The organism is Aequorivita sp. IT1282, assembly GCF_058068205.1.
In genome coordinates this window covers 754,808-772,394 of record NZ_JBYRHR010000001.1, presented here as the reverse complement: position 1 = coordinate 772,394, position 17,587 = coordinate 754,808, and the positions used below count along the sequence as shown (strand labels likewise).

The 17,587-nt window shown below is 35.2% G+C and carries 21 protein-coding genes; 19 read left to right on the top strand and 2 right to left on the bottom strand.

The annotated features are described in order from the left end of the window. The first annotated feature begins 59 nt into the window (after nucleotides 1-59). The 9 genes from hisG (at nucleotide 60) to corA (ending at nucleotide 8,347) form a co-directional block, all read left to right on the top strand. Nucleotides 60-917, top strand: a complete 858-nt coding sequence (hisG, locus tag AC3RVG_RS03525; RefSeq protein WP_489690051.1) for an ATP phosphoribosyltransferase — start codon at nucleotides 60-62, stop codon at nucleotides 915-917. 37 nt (nucleotides 918-954) lie between these two features. Continuing rightward, a complete protein-coding gene (gene hisD, locus AC3RVG_RS03520; protein WP_489690050.1) occupies nucleotides 955-2,238 on the top strand; it encodes a histidinol dehydrogenase in 1,284 nt (427 codons plus the stop codon). A gap of 66 nt (nucleotides 2,239-2,304) precedes the next feature. Beyond that, complete coding sequence (gene hisC, locus AC3RVG_RS03515; protein ID WP_489690049.1) at nucleotides 2,305-3,354, top strand: histidinol-phosphate transaminase; 1,050 nt, start codon at nucleotides 2,305-2,307, stop codon at nucleotides 3,352-3,354. Then, nucleotides 3,354-4,490 carry a bifunctional histidinol-phosphatase/imidazoleglycerol-phosphate dehydratase HisB gene (hisB, locus tag AC3RVG_RS03510; RefSeq protein WP_489690128.1) on the top strand — a complete coding sequence of 379 codons (1,137 nt, stop codon included), beginning with the start codon at nucleotides 3,354-3,356 and terminating at the stop codon, nucleotides 4,488-4,490. The genes hisC and hisB overlap by 1 nt, the downstream gene beginning before the upstream one ends. Continuing rightward, the gene (gene hisH, locus AC3RVG_RS03505; RefSeq protein ID WP_489690048.1) at nucleotides 4,491-5,084 is read left to right on the top strand and encodes an imidazole glycerol phosphate synthase subunit HisH; all 594 of its coding nucleotides are present in this window, start codon (nucleotides 4,491-4,493) and stop codon (nucleotides 5,082-5,084) included. A 16-nt stretch (nucleotides 5,085-5,100) separates the two neighbouring features. Next, nucleotides 5,101-5,859 carry a 1-(5-phosphoribosyl)-5-[(5-phosphoribosylamino)methylideneamino]imidazole-4-carboxamide isomerase gene (gene hisA, locus AC3RVG_RS03500; protein WP_489690047.1) on the top strand — a complete coding sequence of 253 codons (759 nt, stop codon included), beginning with the start codon at nucleotides 5,101-5,103 and terminating at the stop codon, nucleotides 5,857-5,859. Next, a complete protein-coding gene (hisF, locus tag AC3RVG_RS03495) occupies nucleotides 5,849-6,604 on the top strand; it encodes an imidazole glycerol phosphate synthase subunit HisF (RefSeq protein ID WP_489690046.1) in 756 nt (251 codons plus the stop codon). Before hisA ends, hisF begins: the two co-directional genes overlap by 11 nt. A gap of 5 nt (nucleotides 6,605-6,609) precedes the next feature. Next, complete coding sequence (gene hisIE / locus AC3RVG_RS03490) at nucleotides 6,610-7,215, top strand: bifunctional phosphoribosyl-AMP cyclohydrolase/phosphoribosyl-ATP diphosphatase HisIE (RefSeq protein WP_489690045.1); 606 nt, start codon at nucleotides 6,610-6,612, stop codon at nucleotides 7,213-7,215. 46 nt (nucleotides 7,216-7,261) lie between these two features. Next, entirely contained in the window at nucleotides 7,262-8,347 is a 1,086-nt protein-coding gene (gene corA, locus AC3RVG_RS03485) for a magnesium/cobalt transporter CorA (RefSeq protein WP_489690044.1), read from the top strand. 87 nt (nucleotides 8,348-8,434) lie between these two features. Here the strand turns inward: corA and AC3RVG_RS03480 are convergent, their stop codons facing one another. Next, the gene (locus tag AC3RVG_RS03480) at nucleotides 8,435-10,009 is read right to left on the bottom strand and encodes a T9SS type A sorting domain-containing protein (protein ID WP_489690043.1); all 1,575 of its coding nucleotides are present in this window, start codon (nucleotides 10,007-10,009) and stop codon (nucleotides 8,435-8,437) included. A gap of 738 nt (nucleotides 10,010-10,747) precedes the next feature. On the opposite strand from AC3RVG_RS03480, the gene AC3RVG_RS03475 reads away from it, so the two are divergent. The 10 genes from AC3RVG_RS03475 (at nucleotide 10,748) to AC3RVG_RS03430 (ending at nucleotide 17,047) form a co-directional block, all read left to right on the top strand. Then, a complete protein-coding gene (locus AC3RVG_RS03475) occupies nucleotides 10,748-11,311 on the top strand; it encodes a TetR/AcrR family transcriptional regulator (RefSeq protein ID WP_489690042.1) in 564 nt (187 codons plus the stop codon). Between the two features lie 94 nt (nucleotides 11,312-11,405). Continuing rightward, on the top strand, nucleotides 11,406-11,807 hold the full coding sequence (locus AC3RVG_RS03470; protein ID WP_489690041.1) for a hypothetical protein: 402 nt from the start codon (nucleotides 11,406-11,408) through the stop codon (nucleotides 11,805-11,807). Nucleotides 11,808-11,891: 84 nt separating this feature from the next. After that, a complete protein-coding gene (locus AC3RVG_RS03465; RefSeq protein WP_489690040.1) occupies nucleotides 11,892-12,455 on the top strand; it encodes a carboxymuconolactone decarboxylase family protein in 564 nt (187 codons plus the stop codon). A 99-nt stretch (nucleotides 12,456-12,554) separates the two neighbouring features. After that, nucleotides 12,555-12,869 (top strand): EthD family reductase, encoded by a 315-nt coding sequence (locus AC3RVG_RS03460; RefSeq protein WP_489690039.1) that lies wholly within the window; start codon nucleotides 12,555-12,557, stop codon nucleotides 12,867-12,869. 31 nt (nucleotides 12,870-12,900) lie between these two features. Next, nucleotides 12,901-13,701, top strand: coding sequence for a haloacid dehalogenase type II (locus AC3RVG_RS03455; RefSeq protein ID WP_489690038.1), 801 nt, complete (start codon nucleotides 12,901-12,903; stop codon nucleotides 13,699-13,701). Nucleotides 13,702-13,731: 30 nt separating this feature from the next. Next, complete coding sequence (locus AC3RVG_RS03450; RefSeq protein WP_489690037.1) at nucleotides 13,732-14,547, top strand: hypothetical protein; 816 nt, start codon at nucleotides 13,732-13,734, stop codon at nucleotides 14,545-14,547. 10 nt (nucleotides 14,548-14,557) lie between these two features. Continuing rightward, nucleotides 14,558-15,232 carry a hypothetical protein gene (locus AC3RVG_RS03445; RefSeq protein WP_489690036.1) on the top strand — a complete coding sequence of 225 codons (675 nt, stop codon included), beginning with the start codon at nucleotides 14,558-14,560 and terminating at the stop codon, nucleotides 15,230-15,232. 78 nt (nucleotides 15,233-15,310) lie between these two features. Beyond that, a complete protein-coding gene (locus tag AC3RVG_RS03440) occupies nucleotides 15,311-15,967 on the top strand; it encodes a DsbA family oxidoreductase (protein WP_489690035.1) in 657 nt (218 codons plus the stop codon). 52 nt (nucleotides 15,968-16,019) lie between these two features. Continuing rightward, nucleotides 16,020-16,676 carry a peroxiredoxin-like family protein gene (locus AC3RVG_RS03435; RefSeq protein WP_489690034.1) on the top strand — a complete coding sequence of 219 codons (657 nt, stop codon included), beginning with the start codon at nucleotides 16,020-16,022 and terminating at the stop codon, nucleotides 16,674-16,676. Next, the gene (locus AC3RVG_RS03430) at nucleotides 16,673-17,047 is read left to right on the top strand and encodes a DoxX family protein (RefSeq protein WP_489690033.1); all 375 of its coding nucleotides are present in this window, start codon (nucleotides 16,673-16,675) and stop codon (nucleotides 17,045-17,047) included. Before AC3RVG_RS03435 ends, AC3RVG_RS03430 begins: the two co-directional genes overlap by 4 nt. Nucleotides 17,048-17,199: 152 nt before the next feature. Here the strand turns inward: AC3RVG_RS03430 and AC3RVG_RS03425 are convergent, their stop codons facing one another. Further along, nucleotides 17,200-17,424, bottom strand: a complete 225-nt coding sequence (locus AC3RVG_RS03425; RefSeq protein ID WP_489690032.1) for a hypothetical protein — start codon at nucleotides 17,422-17,424, stop codon at nucleotides 17,200-17,202. Nucleotides 17,425-17,587 lie beyond the last annotated feature (163 nt).

Genomic DNA, 17,587 nt, shown 5'->3' with positions numbered 1-17,587 from the left:
TTTGAGCAATCAAACGGGTTTTTTTGTGCCCAAAACTCAACTAAATAACATTTCAAAAAATGAAAAAATTAAAAATAGCAGTACAAAAATCAGGGCGTCTTCACGACGAATCGCTTGCCTTGCTAAAGGATTGTGGGATTTATATAGACAATGGTCGCGAACAGTTAAAAGCTTCGGCATCCAATTTTCCGTTAGAAATCTATTATTTACGCAATGGCGATATTCCGCAATATTTAAAAGATGGCGTGGTGGATTGTGCCATTATTGGTGAAAATCTTTTAGTTGAAAAAGGCAATGAAATTTCAATTGTGGGTCGTTTGGGCTTTTCAAAATGTAAAGTTTCACTAGCCGTCCCAAAAAATGTCAAATACAATTCTATTGAAGATTTCAACGGAAAAAGAATTGCTACAAGCTACCCAGAAACCACTCGAAATTATCTAAAAGAAAAAGGAGTTGAGGCAGAGCTTCACATAATTAATGGAAGTGTAGAAATAGCGCCCAATATTGGGCTGGCAGATGCTATTTGCGATATAGTGAGCAGCGGCAGCACTCTTTTTAAAAACAATTTAAAAGAGGTGGAAGTTATCTTAAAAAGTGAAGCCGTTTTGGCTGTTTCCCCAACTATTACAGACGACAGCAGTAAAATCCTGAATAAACTTTACTTCAGAATCCAATCGGTTTTGCAAGGTCGCGATTCGCGTTATGTGCTTCTAAATGCTCCAAACGATAAGATTGAAGAGATTATTAAAATTCTTCCGGGCGTTAAAAGTCCAACGTTGCTACCATTGGCCGAGGAGGGCTGGAGCAGTATTCATTCGGTTGTAAATAGAGATACTTTTTGGGAAGTAATTGAAGAGCTTAAAGCAGCTGGAGCCGAAGGAATTCTAGTTTGCCCAATTGAAAAAATGATATTTTGAGCGACGAAATACGAACGACGAATTTGAATTAATTAAGATGAATAAAATATATAACCCGAAACCTGAAACTTGGAGTGCTCTTCTAAAAAGACCCACCCAAACCATAGCCGATATTGAAGCCACGGTAAACGAAATATTTTCAGAAGTAAAAACAAAAGGTGATGCGGCTGTAAAGAAATACACCCAGCTTTTTGATGGTATTTCTATTGAAAATCTATTAGTTTCAAATGAAGAAATTGCTGCTGCTGAAAAAGAGGTTTCAAATGAATTGAAAGGCGCAATTAATCTGGCAAAAGCAAACATCGAAAAATTTCACAGTTCTCAAAAAACCGAGAGAATTACTGTAGAAACTACCGAAGGTGTGGTTTGTTGGCAAGAAAAACGGCCTATTCAAAAGGTGGGATTGTATATTCCTGGGGGATCTGCGCCTTTGTTTTCAACGGTTTTAATGTTGGCTATTCCCGCAAACATTGCGGGATGCAAGGAAATTGTTCTCTGTACACCACCCGATAAACTTGGCAATATCAACCCCGCAATTTTATATACCGCCAAGTTGTGTGGCGTTACCAAAATTTTTAAAATCGGAGGAATTCAAGCCATCGCGGCTATGACTTTTGGCACTGAAACGGTTCCTTCGGTGTATAAAATATTCGGACCGGGAAATCAGTTTGTAACTGTTGCAAAACAGATTGCAACCAAATACGGCGTAGCAATAGACATGCCTGCAGGTCCTTCGGAATTGTTGGTCTTTGCTGACGAAACAGGCAATGCTTCCTTTGTTGCTTCAGACCTTTTATCACAAGCGGAACACGGCGCAGACAGCCAGGTAATTCTGGTTACAACTTCGGAAAAACTTATGATTTCAGTAGAAAAAGAGATTGAAAAACAACTTCAGGTTTTACCGCGTAACGCAACTGCGGCGAAAGCTATTGAAAATTCAAAACTGATATTGGTTGAGTACAATACACAAGCAATCAATCTTATTAATGAATACGCTCCGGAACACTTTATTGTAATTTCAAAGGAAGAAGATTTTTTTACAGAAAACATTCAAAATGCAGGTTCTGTATTTATTGGAAATTACACGCCTGAAAGCGCTGGTGACTATGCTTCGGGCACCAATCACACTTTACCAACCAATGGTTATGCAAAGCAATATAGTGGTGTAAATCTAGACAGTTTTTTGAAAAACATGACCTTTCAAAAAATTTCTAAAAAAGGAATCCAAAACATAGGCAAGGCTATAGAAACAATGGCAGAAGCCGAAGGTTTACAGGCTCATAAAAACGCTGTGACCTTAAGATCGAATAGTTTAAAATAATTACCTGGTTTAATACGCTGTCACCCTGAGCGCAGGCGAAGGGTCGTGATTTTAAAATATAAGAATATGACAAACAAATTTGACATACAATCCCTCATCCGTCCAAATGTGGCCAAAATGAAGCCATACAGCTCGGCGCGTGATGAATTTAAAGATTTTGACCGCGAAATGATATTTCTCGATGCGAATGAAAATCCTTTTGAAACTGACGTAAATCGTTATCCCGATCCGCAGCAGCGACAATTGAAAAACATTCTTTCAAAGCAAAAGAACATTCCGGTGGATCAAATGCTATTGGGTAATGGTAGCGATGAAGTACTCGATTTAATCTTCCGAGCGTTTTGCGAACCAGCCAGAGACAACGTAATTACGCTGCCGCCAACCTACGGTATGTATCGCGTTTTGGCTAATTTGAACGATATTGAAAATAGGGAAGTGTTGCTAGATTCAGATTTTCAGCCAGATTTGGACGAAATTTCAAGAACTGCAGATACGCGCACCAAGCTATTATTCATTTGTTCTCCCAACAACCCAACGGGTAATTTAATTTCTACCAAAAGGATAATGAGCTTGCTCAACAATTTTAAGGGATTAGTGATAATTGATGAAGCATATATCGATTTTGCAAATGCGGAAAGTTGGATTTCAAAACTAAGCGAATTCCCCAATTTAATTGTTACCCAAACTTTGTCTAAAGCATACGGTTTGGCGGGAATTCGACTAGGAATTTGTTATGCTTCCGCAGAAATAATTGCGGTTTTAAACAAAATAAAACCTCCCTATAATATCAATAAACTTACTCAGATAACTGCAATTGAGCAACTGCAGAACAATACTAAAGTTAAAACCGATGTTAAATCATTAATAGAGGCAAAGGGGCAATTATTTAAAGCTTTAGTAAAAGTAGATTTTATTGAGAAAATATATCCAACAGATGCGAATTTCATCCTCATAAAAGTAGATGATGCAGATAAACGCTACTCACAATTGTTGGAAAATGGCATTGTGGTACGAAACAGAAGTTCGCAGCCGCTTTGTGAGAATACACTACGAATAACCATTGGCACAACTTCAGAAAATGAAAAACTAATCGCCACACTAAAAACATTGAAATGATGACGAAACGTGTACTTTTTATAGATCGCGACGGCACAATTATAAAAGAAACCGTCGACGAACAAATTGATGCTTTTGATAAAATGATTTTTTACCCGAAAGTGTTCACCTATCTCGGAAAAATCGCCAAGGAGCTAAATTTTGAATTGGTTATGATCACCAACCAAGACGGCTTGGGAACAGATTCTTTTCCCGAAGAGACCTTTTGGCCAGTGCATAATTTTATAATGAAATCATTTGAAAATGAAGGAGTGCGTTTCAGTGAGGTCTTAATCGACCGTACGTTTCTGCATGAAAAAGCCGCTACGAGAAAACCCGAAACCGGTTTGTTGAAAAAATACTTTTCAGAGGAATACGACCTTGAAAATTCCTTTGTAATTGGCGATAGGTTAACAGACATAGAACTCGCTAAAAACCTTGGTGCCAAAGGAATTTTCATTAATGATAATACAAATTTGGGAACTTCGGAAATATCAATAAAGGCTGAAGAACTTCAGCAATACATTGCTTTAGAGACCAACGATTGGCAACAGATTTATGAGTTTTTAAAACTGAAGCAGAGGGTTTCAGAAATTTACAGAAAAACCAATGAAACCGATATTTCAATAAAATTGAATTTAGATGGAACTGGCAAAAGCGCTATAAACACCGGTATTGCATTTTTTGACCACATGCTAGACCAATTGGCACGACATGGGCAAATGGACCTAGAAATCACCGTAAAAGGCGATTTGGAAGTGGATGAACACCACACCATCGAAGACACGGCAATTGCCTTAGGTGAAGTTTTCAATAATGCATTGGGCGATAAATTGGGAATGGAGCGCTACGGTTTTTGTTTGCCGATGGATGACTGCTTAGCACAAGTTGCAATTGACTTCGGCGGACGAAATTGGCTGGTTTGGGATGCAGATTTTAAGCGCGAAATGATTGGCAATATGCCAACAGAAATGTTTTACCATTTCTTCAAAAGCTTTACCGATGGTGCAAAGGCAAACCTAAACATTAAAGCAGAAGGAACCAATGAACACCACAAGATTGAAGCAATCTTCAAAACCTTTGCAAAAGCAATCAAAATGGCAGTAAAACGTGATGCTGAAAAAATGATTCTGCCGTCAACCAAAGGAATGTTATAAATGAAAATAGTTATTATTAATTACGGAGCGGGGAATATTCAAAGTATAAAGTTTGCCTTGAAACGTTTAGGTGTGGAAGCTATTTTAACTGACAACGAAGATGAAATTAGAAATGCAGAAAAAGTGATTTTCCCCGGTGTAGGCGAGGCAAGTAGCGCGATGCAAAAGTTGAAAGCTTCGGGTTTGGATAAAGTAATTCCCACTTTAAAACAACCCGTTTTAGGAATCTGTTTAGGGATGCAATTGCTCTGTAATGCTTCCGAAGAAGGAAATACGAAAGGTTTGGGTGTTTTTAATGTGGATGTAGTTCGATTTTCAAACACCGTAAAAGTGCCGCAAATAGGGTGGAACCAAATCCAAAATCTGAAATCAGAGCTGTTTCAAAATGTTGCAGAAAACGAATTTATGTACTTGGTGCATAGTTATTACGCACCGCTATGTAAAGAAGCCATTGCAACTTCAGAATATGACATTCAATACACAACGGCTTTACAAAAGGACAATTTTTACGGCGTGCAATTTCACCCCGAAAAAAGCAGCACTGCCGGCGAGCAAATTCTGAAGAATTTTTTAAATCTAAAATCTAACGTCTAAAATCCAATATCTAAAAATGAGAATAATACCAGCAATAGACATTATAGACGGTAAGTGCGTTCGACTTTCAAAGGGCGATTACAGCACAAAAAAAATCTATAACGAAAACCCTTTGGAGGTTGCCAAACAGTTTGAAGCACACGGAATTCAATATTTGCATTTGGTAGATTTGGATGGCGCAAAAAGCAAGCACATAGTAAACCATAAAATTTTGGAAGAAATAGCCTCCAATACCAAACTAAAAATTGATTTTGGAGGTGGTTTAAAAACAGATGAAGATTTGCGAATTGCCTTTGAATGTGGCGCCAACCAAATCACTGGCGGCAGTATTGCTGTGAAAGACCCAAAAACTTTTAAAAGTTGGTTGCAAAAATTCGGAAGTGAAAAAATTATTTTGGGCGCGGATGCCAAGGACGAAAAAGTAGCAATCAGTGGTTGGATGGAAAATTCAGATGAAGACTTAATTCCTTTTATTCAGAAATACATTGAAGAAGGTGTAAGCTATGTAATATGCACAGACATTAGTAAAGATGGAATGTTACAAGGCCCATCCTTTGATTTATATAAAAAAATAATTAACCAATGTCAGTCTGAGCGCAGTCGAAGACCTAATAGCAGCGGAATCAAACTAATTGCCTCCGGCGGAATTTCAACCTTCGATGAACTTCCCAAACTTGCAGAAATAGGATGTGAAGGTGTGATAATTGGAAAAGCTATTTATGAAAACAGAATAAGTTTAAAACAACTCCAAAATTATATTTTAAATGCTTTGTAAACGAATAATACCGTGCCTAGATATTAAAAACGGAAGAACCGTAAAAGGAATCAATTTCCTCGATTTGCGGGATGCTGGTGATCCTGTAGAACTTGCAAAATTTTATTCCGAAAATGGCGCGGACGAATTGGTATTTCTAGACATTTCAGCAACCGAAGAACGCAGAAAAACATTGGCTGATTTAGTTTTGAAAGTGGCAGAAACCATAAATATTCCTTTTACAGTGGGCGGCGGTATTTCATCGATGGAAGATGTGGAAATACTCCTCAACAACGGAGCTGACAAAGTATCGATAAATTCCTCGGCAGTAAAAAATCCGCAGCTGATAAACGAACTGGCTTCAAAGTTTGGATCGCAGTGCATTGTGGTTGCCATTGACGCAAAACAGATTGACGGCAAATGGATTGTGCATTTGGTAGGAGGGAAGATACCTACCGAATTAGATTTGTTTGATTGGGCTAAAGAAGTTGAACAGCGAGGCGCGGGAGAAATTCTTTTCACCTCTATGGACAACGATGGTACTAAAAATGGTTTTGCGAATGAAGCTTTGGCGAAACTTTCAACAGAATTAAATATTCCCATAATCGCCTCTGGAGGTGCGGGAAGCGTCCAACATTTTACCGATACTTTTGTTGAAGGAAAGGCAGATGCCGCTTTGGCTGCCAGCGTTTTTCACTTTAAAGAAATTACGATTTCAGAATTAAAAAAAGAATTAAAATCACAGGGTATTCCTGTTAGAATATAACTACTATGAAAATAGATTTTAAAAAATACAGCGATGGGCTTGTTCCCGCAATAATTCAGGATAATTTAACAAATAAAGTGTTGATGCTTGGTTATATGAATGAAGAAGCATTTTTGAAAACCAATCAGTCAAAAAAGATTACTTTTTTCAGCAGAAGTAAGCAAAGACTTTGGACAAAAGGAGAGGAAAGTGGTAACTTTTTAAATCTTGTTTCTATTGCGGTTGACTGCGATAATGATGCGCTTTTAATAAAGGTGAATCCCACGGGGCCCGTTTGCCACAAAGGAACCGATACTTGCTGGCAGGAAAATAATGTTTCAGATTTTGGCTTTATTTCGGAGTTGGAAAGCATTATACAAAATAGAAAAGGAAATGCTGAAAATGAAGATAGTTACGTTGCTTCTCTTTTCAGAAAAGGCATCAATAAAATAGCGCAGAAAGTAGGCGAGGAGGCAGTAGAAGTGGTGATTGAAGCAAAAGACGATAATGATGATCTTTTTCTAAATGAAAGTGCAGATTTGCTTTTTCATTACCTGATCTTGCTTCAGGCAAAAGGTTTTACGTTAAACGATATAGAAAAAATTCTTCAGCAGCGCCATAAAGCAGAATAAACCTTCTACTTTTTTCCTACCTTTAAAAAATATAATTCACTTTTTTATGGCTGCAAAAAGAAGAAAAAAGACTCAAACTACTAAAATAGAACCCAAAAGAGCCAAAAACCTTTCCCCTGGAACCGTGAGTTATACGGGGAAAAAAACGACTACGGTTACAGAGCTCGATATAATAGATTATTCCAAAGAACACTATCATCGTTTTGAAACAAACAACATAGAAGAGGCCTTTAATTACGAGGATTCTACTAATATTACGTGGATAAATGTAAACGGTTTAAGCAACACAGATGATATTATTACCCTCGGAAATCATTTTGAGCTACACCCGCTTATTCAGGAAGATATTGTAAGTACCTATCAGCGGCCCAAGATTGATGAGTATGAAGATTACCTGTTTATCGTTTTTAAAATGTTGCATTATGATAATGAACAACTTACAAACGAGCATATAAGTCTCGTAATGGGCAAAGATTATGTTTTAATATTTCAGGAAGCGGAAGGCGATGTGTTCGGCGATCTGCGGGAGCGTTTGGAACACGGAAAAGGCCGCATTCGCGGATTGGGTTCAGACTATTTAATGTTTGCCATTCTTGATGCCGTAGTAGATAATTATTTCACTGTGGTTGAATTTTTAAGCAATAAAGTAGAATTGCTGGAAGATAAACTTTTCGACAATAAAGAAGATCCTAACATTACGGAGGAAATTCAAGAACTGAAAAAGGAGATCCTGAAAATTAGAAAAGCGGTAGTTCCCTTGCGCGAGGTGGTTAACCGATTGGAAAAAATAGAATCACCGCTTATTGAAGAACGCACAAATAAATACATTCGAGATTTATACGATCATATTATTCAAGTAAACGAAAGCGTAGAAATATATCGTGAAATGATTTGGGGACTAATGGATATGTATATGACCACCATTAGCAACAAAATGAACGAAGTAATGAAGGTGCTTACCATTATGGCCTCCATATTTATACCGCTAACCTTTATGGCAGGAATTTACGGGATGAACTTTGACCATATTCCCGAACTCCACTTCAGATACGGTTACTATTACCTCTGGGGTGCAATGATTTTAGTGTTTTTTGGAATGATTTGGTATTTTAAAAGGAAGAAGTGGTTGTAAATTAGTTTACAGTTTTATTCTAGCTAAAACAAAAAGACCGATACACAAGTGTAACGGTCTTTCTTACTTAACAAATGAACAAATAAATTATTGTATAATCACTTTTTTCACGATACTCTTATCGTTTCCAGTAAATTGTAAAATATAAGTACCGGGATTATGTATTGTATTGATTGTTGTTGGTCCAGATATCTCTTGCGTTGCAATAGTTCTGCCCAATAAATCGAATATGGTTAATGTGTAGCTATCTTGAGTTTGAATATTAAATCCACCTCTTGATGGATTAGGGAAGATTGACAATGATGAATTATCATAAGAATTTACACTAAGAACTGTATTACCTCCCATTTCATAAAAAACTTCTCTTTCGTCAAAATCTACTCCATCATCAAAACGTTTATCGTTCCAAACTACATGTAAATTTCCGTCACCATCAAATTCGCAAGAAGGACCTATCAATGAAGGGTCTTCATTGTTAATTTGGAAAGGAACGCTAAATCCGTCTGCGTCGTTGTAGGACATAAACATATTTTCGTCTGCATAAAGGTCTGTGTAAACAATTCCACAGTTACCATCTGCATCACAATCTAAATCTATTCTTTTAATATTTCCATTAGGTGCATCAATCTCAAATGGGTCAGAAGTAACTTCAAATAAATCTGCAGTACTATCATACTTATAGATTGTGAAAGAAGCTCGTATTGGAGCTAATTCAGAATGTAATGTAAGTACTGTTACGTCATCATTACCAGAAGATGCTATACTATAATTTAAGCCTGTAGCATTGGTTATTGGTAAAGTTTTGAAGCTGGTTAAATCGTGAGTGGTTTCATCATAAATTTTATAACCTAGCTCTTTCCCGCCACTTATGTCTTGTGTATAAAGAATCATTGTTTTTCCACCTCCTAAGTTTTCTACGTAGGGAGCACCTGCATTAAAGCCATCATTAAGATCAGATACAGCTATGTCTGCAGACCAGGTTGTACCGTCAAAATATGATAAGTAAATTTCTTCTTCAGTTCCATTTTCGCGATTGTCCCAACCCCAAACTACTACCGGTAGATTGTCGCTAGTTGTAAAAATTTCATGTCTGCCGCTATTATGGTTTACGGTACCACCAAGATCTGAAACCTTAACACCATCATTCCATGTATCCGTAGCTGCATTATAGTAAGAATAACCAATATAATTACGTACATTTTCAAAAGCCCAAACATTATACGTAGCATGAACATCGCCATTTTCGGTAGCAAGAACAGTTGGAAAGTGGTTATTTCTATCACCAATTTCTCCGCCTTTATCTACAAATATTGGTGTTGACCAGGTACCGCTTGGATCTTTCATTCTATACATAATTTTTTGCAAGCCGTTTGCGTGATTGTCGTTATAAACAATATGCGCAGTCCCATCGTTGGTAACACTCATTCTCGGATTCCAAGAATCTACAGTCGGGTTTTCAGATACATTATGATCTGTATTGCTCCAGTCTAAATCAATGGTATTTATTCTCTGTTCTTCATTTTCGAGAATACTTCTAGACTGAGGGAGTGTTTTAAAATAGACTTTGCCGTTCGCATCTGTAGTTTGTTGTGGAAGATCTTGTGAATAACCACTAAATGTAAACAAGCCTATTGCACAAAATGATAGTAAAAAATGTTTCATAAATATAATTGTGTTTAGTTAATGTTTTAACCAAATATATTTAAATTTTGATGATAAAAAAACAATAAAAACTTGATTTAAGTGTGTTTTATTGAAGTATTCGCAATATTTACATAAACATAATTATGTGTAGTTTAAGAATATAATTGCAGAATATTGCCGATAATTGTTAAAAATCTATATTTCGTTTTGAAATTTTATTTGAAAGTTAAATTTACTTTTTCAAAGTATATTTTAAAATCCATTTGTAATAGGCTGTTTTTTATGAAATTTTTAACACAATCAACTTTTTAGATTACTGACAGACTTTTTTAAAAATGACTTTCCTTAGAGATAATCAAGAGCGGGCAAAACTTTTTCTATTGATTTAATATATTCTGGCAAAAAGTCAATATTTTAATTAAGATTCATTGGAAATAACCGACTATATATTTATTACATTAAAATAAAAGTAGGTATAACTATTATAGACGTTTTTTTAATTAACCAAAAAACAAATATGTCGGGTGGTGGAAGCCTAAGACTATTGTCTCAAAATAGAAGGTGTATCGCTAATCTAAATGAAATTTTCAACTTGACTTGGGGTTTAGGATTAACTAATTATTGTTAGCATCTATAATTCTTCACATAACCATGAAACACAAAAGAAAGTTAAAATCTTTTTTATAACTAACCAATTGTTTAGTTTTGTCTTGTATTAAAATAGACATCGCTTTCACGAAAGGAAAATAGTTAAAAATGGCACGTAAAAAAGAATATATAGAATCTGAAGTTATTGACAAGGCAATGCATTTGTTTTGGCGTAATGGTTATGAAAACACTTCCATGCAGTCGTTAGAGAAGGAGATGGGCATCAACAAGTTTTCAATATATTCAAGTTTTGGCAGCAAACAAGGCGTCTTTTTGGAAAGCTTAAAATGTTATAAGGAAAAAATAATGGTCGTTTTTGAAAAATTTCAAAAGGCCTCAAAAGGAGTTGAAGACATTAAACAATTTTTTTATGACTCGGTAAATATTAGCCATCAAGTAGGAAATCAGAAAGGTTGCTTGGTAACGAATACATACAATGAATTTTCACAAAGTGAAGATCTAATTATTAGAGAGCAGATGAATGAGTTTATGGAAAACCTTAAAATAATATTCGTCGAAAAACTAAAAATGGATTCAACTAAAGATGCAGCTACAATATTAAAACAAGCTAATTATTTATTATTAGCGAAACACGGTTTAGCTGCCGCCACAAGAGTTAACAGTCAGCAAGAAATTGAAGACTATATTGAAATGACATTTCACAATATTTAAAGATTTTTTTTACCCTAAAACTAAACGTTTGGTTAGGAATTTATAAACATTAAATAATTACACTATGAAAACTTTAATCTTAACAGTATCCTTGATGATATCTTCGGTATCCATATTTGCTCAAAATACTACCACGATATCTAATAACGACCTTAATAAAGAGCAAGTTGTTTTGCAAAAAGATGCACTTTCAAGTTTCACAATGGATGTGGCTTCACAAGACAATTTTAAATATCGTGATTTTCTGAAAGTAGCAGCAAACTCTGAAGAAACCTATCAAATAGGTCAACACATATTCACAAAAAAAGAGTTCACTAAACTAATCCGTAGAGGTTCAAAAAATTCTAAGAATCTAAATGAATTTGAAGAATATCTAGATGCTAAAAACCCACAAATTACAAGTCATTTATCGAATACCGATATGATTCTCTTGTATCAAACATTTAGAGAAGGAACGTTTCAAAAATATGTAGATGACCTAGTCTCAAATTTTTAGAATAATACTCGAAACACCAAGAATATTTAACCCAATACCGAACATTAGTTTGGTTTATTAATAATAATTATAAAAATAAAAAATATGACAACTTTAAAAGTTCACAACATGGAAACTGCACCAGAAGGCAGTAAAAAATTATTAGAAAATTCACAAAAAGCTTACGGTATGATTCCAGGCTTACACGGTGTATTGGCTGGCGCGCCCGGAATTTTAGAAGCTTACCAAACACTACACGAATTATTTGTAAACTCATCATTTAATGAAGAAGAGTTAACCGTTGTATGGCAATCTATAAACGTAGAGCACTCTTGTCATTATTGTGTTCCAGCACATACTGGAATTGCAAAAATGATGAAAGTAGATGATACTATAACAGAAGCATTACGTAACGAAACGCCTCTTGAAAACCCTAAATTGGAAGCATTGCGCACCATGACTTTATCTATGGTTCGCAATCGTGGAAACGTTTCTGAAGAAGAATTAAATACATTTTATGCTGCTGGTTATGGCGAAAGACAAGTTTTAGAAATCATTTTAGGATTGTCTCAAAAAACCATTAGTAATTATACAAACCATATTGCAAAAACACCTGTAGATGAGGGTTTTAAAAAGTTTGCTTGGTCTAAAGAAAATGTGGTTTCTTAATCCCCAAAACCACAGTTTGTTGGTTGCGATAAACCTTCCGTTTATTCGGAAGGTTTATTAATTATATTAAAATCAAATTCTATTTAAAAACATACAATTATGATAAAAGTATCTGTAATGTATCCAAACAGCAAAGATGTAAAGTTTGATGCAGAATATTATAAAAACAGTCATTTGCCAATGCTTATTAAAGCACTTGGCGATTCGTTAAAAGGATTAGAATTAGACTTAGGTTTGGCAGGTAAAACTCCTGGTGAATTAGCGCCGTATGTTGCAATTGCGCACTTAAAGTTTGATGATGTTGCAACTTTCCAAGCTTCATTTGGCCCACACGCAGAGGTCTTTTCGGCCGACGTAAAAAACTACAGCAATGTAGACGGCGAACTTCAAATAAGTGAACTTGTAACATTTTAAAAAAGATAAATAACAATCTTGGTTTAATAGAATGACAAACAACAGAAGAAACTTTATAAAAAATATAGGACTTATGGGAGCATCAGGAATTATTATGCCTAGTATGGCTTTAGGAAATGTGCAAGCAAAAGAACAAAGTAATTTAGATACTAAGGTTCGACCTAAAGTATTGTTTTTTGATGTAAACGAAACTCTTTTAGATCTTACCAGCATGAAAAAACAGGTTGGGGAAGCTTTAAATGGCAGGGAAGATCTACTGTCACTTTGGTTTACAACGATGTTACAATATTCTTTGGTGACTACTGCGAGTGGGCAGTATGAGCGCTTTGGAAATATTGGAGCCGCCGCATTACAAATGGTTGCGGCAAATAATGATATTTCAATATCGGAAACAGAAGCACGAAACACAGTACTAAATTCATTACGTGGCCTTCCAGCCCATCCTGAAGTTAAAGCCGCACTAGCTCAATTAAAGGAAGATGGATACAAATTAGTATCGTTTACCAATTCATCAAATGAAGGGGTTAAAAAACAATTTGAAAGCGCTGGTTTAACTGAATATTTTGATGAAAGGCTAAGTGTTGAAGATGTTGGAAAATTCAAACCCTTTGCAGACACTTACTCTTGGGCTGCACGTAAAATGGGTATAAAACCCGAAGAATGCATGCTTATTGCAGCACACGGATGGGATGTTGCCGGTGCTATGTGGGCAGGTTGGCGCGCCGCGTTTATTGGTAGACCGGGACAACAATTATTTCCACTTGCTCCAAAAACAGAAATTGATCAACCAGATTTAAAAGCAGTAGCAGATATTCTGGTAACTTACAAATAAATTAATAAACCAATCTTTAAATCAAAAGCGATGAAATTATTTTTTACTGGTATTCTAAGTTTATTGTTATTGTCTTGTGGCAACAACACTGATAAAAACAAAGCAGATTCACAAAAAGAAACTGTTCCAAACTTTCAAAATAAAGGTCACGAATTAGTATATAATATGGCTCAGAAAGTAGGTAACTACGATAAACTTCTTGAAAAAAAGGATGTTGTTTATACCTACACCTATCAAACGCCAGATGGCAAAAAAGATGTCGCAACCGAGAAATATATATTTAAAGGAGAATTGTCTTATGGTGCTTATAACCAACACGAAAGAACATTACCACAGCTTGAAGGATTAATGGAGCAAGGTTATAACGGCAGTGAATTCTGGTTAAAACACAACGGCGAAAGCTTAACAGAGGAGGACTTTATGAAAAGGGTTCGTTTTAATAGACCCACTAATTTTTACTGGTTTACCATGATGCAGAAATTATTAGATGATGGTATAAAATACGAGTACTTAGGCGAAAAAGCAATAGATGGCAACGAATACGATATCGTAAAAGTAACCTTCAATACAAATGATAAAAAGCCCACAGATACGTATCAACTTTATATAAATCGAGAGACAGCGCTGGTTGATCAATTCCTGTTTACCGTTGCAGATTTTGGCATGATGGATCCTAATTTGATGAAGCTTGAATATGAAAATATAGACGGATTTTTAATTCCAACAAAGCGTATTTATAAAAAATCTACTTGGGAAGCCGATGTAACTGATGCCCCGTGGATAAAGGTAAATTGGATAGATATTAAGTTCAATAATAACCTAACGGAAGAAGATTTTAAAAAATAACAATACCCAAATGAGTGTGGAAATAGCGGAGATAAACATACAAAATATCGCAAAACATTGTATCGAAAATGTATTTCGGACAAATGTTGATACTGCGGGATTTATTCATTTAGACTTCGGAAAAGATCTAAACTCCATTCAACTTAGATCTATTATGGTTGAATTAAAGAAAGAACTTTCTAAATTCACATTAAAACAATTCAACAAAGAACTAACCTATCATTGGCTTGTTCGCTTTGACCAACAAGTCAACACGCCTTTTCATTTAGATAATGCAGAAGAACAATCATTTTTAATGTTAGGCTACGAGCCAAGTGAAATAGAAAGTGAATTATACCTAGCAGATTATTATAAATATGCTAATTATAGCGGGATGGCTCCAGAAGGGTATCTTAAAAACTTTTCACCAGTTTTTAAAGAAGATGAATCTTTACTTTCGCCATATATCACCAAGGTTAAACCATTTAAAAACGATAGGTATAAAATTGTTTTAATCAACAACAGCAACCCAAACTCAGATCGAGAAACCTTAGGTGTGTTCCATAAAGCAGTCATTGTGAATCCCGACTTAAACAAAAGCAGAATAGTAAACTCCATGCTTATAAATATGTCGTCCAAATTAAATAGCAGCAAAAATGAAAACAAGGAATTGGAGTTTATTAATACGAACGTAATAAGCAAATAGCAGAACATACTTTTAAATTGTATTATAAACGCAACAAACAAAATAAGGTTCGTTAACTAACATCAATAAATAGAAATTATGACAAATAAATTAAAAATAGATATCGTTTCAGATGTAGTATGTCCTTGGTGTACCATTGGTTACAAACGTTTAGAAAAGGCAATTTCAGAACTTGGTATTCAAGATCAGATAGAAATAGAATGGCAACCTTTTGAGCTAAACCCAAATATGCCTGTTGAAGGTCAGAATGTAACTGAACATATTTCAGAAAAATATGGCTCTACTATAGAGCAGCAAAAAGAATCGCAGCAAAATATGACAGATATAGGGAATGAACTTGGTTTTACTTTCGATTATTTTGATGAGATGCGAATGGTAAACACTTTTGATGCGCACATTATATTAGAATATGCCAAAGAATTCGGGAAACAAACCGAATTGCAAATGAATTTAACGAAAGCATTTTTTAGTGATCGCAAAGATGTTTCTAAAAGAGACATTTTAAAACAAGCGTTGCTAGAAGTTGGATTAAATGCGGAAGAAGCATTAGCTAAATTAGACAGTGAAGAAGCGCAAAAAGAAGTGCGAAGCAAACAATCCTATTGGAAAGATTTAGGCGTTAATTCTGTACCAACCATTGTATTCAACAGAGAAAGTGCAGTAACAGGCGCACAACCTGTGGATGTTTTTAAACAAGTGCTGTCTGAATTAATTGAAAAACAGAAAACAGTTTAATATCACAGCTTTTTTCAGTTGAAATAAAATATCGTGTAAAAACATGGAAACAATGAAAAATAAAGGTGATTTAGACGCCTTGTTAGACGTAAAACGTAAAGAAGGTGCAGGTAAATTCACCGAAGAAAAAAGTAGAATTTATGCTGAAGGAATAAAAACCGTAGCAGATTCTGGAATTCTGGATAAGGCATTGAATGTTGGAGATACAGTGCCAAATTTCACACTTAAAAACGCGTTAAACAAGTCTGTTTCTTTATACAACGAATTAGAAAACGGACCTGTAATCTTAACTTGGTATAGAGGTGGGTGGTGCCCTTATTGTAATATAACATTACACTATTTACAGGAAAAACTACCCGAATTCCAAAAAGCAGGGGCAAAGCTTATAGCATTAACTCCCGAGTTGCCGGATAATTCTTTAAGCACTTCAGAAAAAAACAATTTAAAATTCACAGTTTTAAGCGATGTTGGTAATTCAATCGGAAAAGAATATGGTGTTGTATTTCAACTAACAAACGAAGTTGCTTCCATTTATGAAGCGGGATTTGGTCTGAGTGAAAAGAATGGTGATGATAGCAACCAATTACCTCTGGCTGCAACCTATGTAATTGATAAAAGAGGAATAATTCAATACGCCTTTTTAGATGCTGACTATAGAAATAGAGCTGAACCTGAAGATATATTAAATGCTTTAAGAAAATTAAAATGAAAAAAATCTTAAATCAAATTATCAATTTTGCAATAGTTGGGGTAATGACCTTTTTTGCAATCCCTAAATTATTAGGAAAACCGCAGAGTATTGCAGGTTTTAAGCAATTTGAGAATGCTATTGAAATAGATGCGGACTTTTTCCGAATATTTACCGGTATTTCAGAATTAGGCCTGGCAGTTATGTTTCTACTATTTGCAATCAATAAGAGCGAAACCCTTGGAAAAATAGCCTTCTTATTTTTATTAATTACGATGTTATCAGCATTAGGACTGGAGTTTTTCGCAAGACCAGAACCTAAAGTAGTTTTAGTAATAATAGCCGTAATGCTTGCATTATTAGCGAGTTATAGGTTAAAAGAAATTAAATAAACCTTCGGTTGCTTGCACTTTCAACTCTATAGTATTGTGTAGTTTTTTAGGAGAACATACGCCTTTAAAAAACGTAGCCATTCGAAGCCAAATAAGATAAGGTGCTATTAATAACGTTTTAAATTCTCAATTGTTTAAAAAGTAAAACTTCGTCATTCAATAATTTCGTAGTCAATAGCTAGTTTTCGTAAAGCTCTTAAAGCAGAACCACTGTCTTTATCTTCAACCTCAATGTCTACAGCATCTCCTTCTAAGAGTATATCTGTAAGTTCATGGGCTAAGGAATCATTCATATTCAATGAAATCGTAACCATACAGTTAGCTATCGCTCTTTTATCTGGCCGCTGAGCATCACAAGACAATAAGTTTAATTTCATAATACAGATTTATTCATGCAAGATACTAAACACAAAAAGAACTAATAGCGCAATTATAGGCGAAGCTATATTTTCATAACTCATAATTCATCGTTTATTCGTCGCTCGTCGCTCGCAACTCGTCGTTCATTTGTCGCTCATCGCTCGTAACTCGTAACTCGTA

What these genes read in the sequence shown, in the direction of transcription:
- hisG (WP_489690051.1), top strand. Translation starts at nt 60, where the DNA reads ATGAAAAAATTAAAAATAGCAGTACAAAAATCAGGGCGTCTTCACGAC.
- hisD (WP_489690050.1), top strand. Translation starts at nt 955, where the DNA reads ATGAATAAAATATATAACCCGAAACCTGAAACTTGGAGTGCTCTTCTA.
- hisC (WP_489690049.1), top strand. Translation starts at nt 2,305, where the DNA reads ATGACAAACAAATTTGACATACAATCCCTCATCCGTCCAAATGTGGCC.
- hisB (WP_489690128.1), top strand. Translation starts at nt 3,354, where the DNA reads ATGACGAAACGTGTACTTTTTATAGATCGCGACGGCACAATTATAAAA.
- hisH (WP_489690048.1), top strand. Translation starts at nt 4,491, where the DNA reads ATGAAAATAGTTATTATTAATTACGGAGCGGGGAATATTCAAAGTATA.
- hisA (WP_489690047.1), top strand. Translation starts at nt 5,101, where the DNA reads ATGAGAATAATACCAGCAATAGACATTATAGACGGTAAGTGCGTTCGA.
- hisF (WP_489690046.1), top strand. Translation starts at nt 5,849, where the DNA reads ATGCTTTGTAAACGAATAATACCGTGCCTAGATATTAAAAACGGAAGA.
- hisIE (WP_489690045.1), top strand. Translation starts at nt 6,610, where the DNA reads ATGAAAATAGATTTTAAAAAATACAGCGATGGGCTTGTTCCCGCAATA.
- corA (WP_489690044.1), top strand. Translation starts at nt 7,262, where the DNA reads ATGGCTGCAAAAAGAAGAAAAAAGACTCAAACTACTAAAATAGAACCC.
- AC3RVG_RS03480 (WP_489690043.1), bottom strand. Translation starts at nt 10,009, where the DNA reads ATGAAACATTTTTTACTATCATTTTGTGCAATAGGCTTGTTTACATTT.
- AC3RVG_RS03475 (WP_489690042.1), top strand. Translation starts at nt 10,748, where the DNA reads ATGGCACGTAAAAAAGAATATATAGAATCTGAAGTTATTGACAAGGCA.
- AC3RVG_RS03470 (WP_489690041.1), top strand. Translation starts at nt 11,406, where the DNA reads ATGATATCTTCGGTATCCATATTTGCTCAAAATACTACCACGATATCT.
- AC3RVG_RS03465 (WP_489690040.1), top strand. Translation starts at nt 11,892, where the DNA reads ATGACAACTTTAAAAGTTCACAACATGGAAACTGCACCAGAAGGCAGT.
- AC3RVG_RS03460 (WP_489690039.1), top strand. Translation starts at nt 12,555, where the DNA reads ATGATAAAAGTATCTGTAATGTATCCAAACAGCAAAGATGTAAAGTTT.
- AC3RVG_RS03455 (WP_489690038.1), top strand. Translation starts at nt 12,901, where the DNA reads ATGACAAACAACAGAAGAAACTTTATAAAAAATATAGGACTTATGGGA.
- AC3RVG_RS03450 (WP_489690037.1), top strand. Translation starts at nt 13,732, where the DNA reads ATGAAATTATTTTTTACTGGTATTCTAAGTTTATTGTTATTGTCTTGT.
- AC3RVG_RS03445 (WP_489690036.1), top strand. Translation starts at nt 14,558, where the DNA reads ATGAGTGTGGAAATAGCGGAGATAAACATACAAAATATCGCAAAACAT.
- AC3RVG_RS03440 (WP_489690035.1), top strand. Translation starts at nt 15,311, where the DNA reads ATGACAAATAAATTAAAAATAGATATCGTTTCAGATGTAGTATGTCCT.
- AC3RVG_RS03435 (WP_489690034.1), top strand. Translation starts at nt 16,020, where the DNA reads ATGAAAAATAAAGGTGATTTAGACGCCTTGTTAGACGTAAAACGTAAA.
- AC3RVG_RS03430 (WP_489690033.1), top strand. Translation starts at nt 16,673, where the DNA reads ATGAAAAAAATCTTAAATCAAATTATCAATTTTGCAATAGTTGGGGTA.
- AC3RVG_RS03425 (WP_489690032.1), bottom strand. Translation starts at nt 17,424, where the DNA reads ATGAAATTAAACTTATTGTCTTGTGATGCTCAGCGGCCAGATAAAAGA.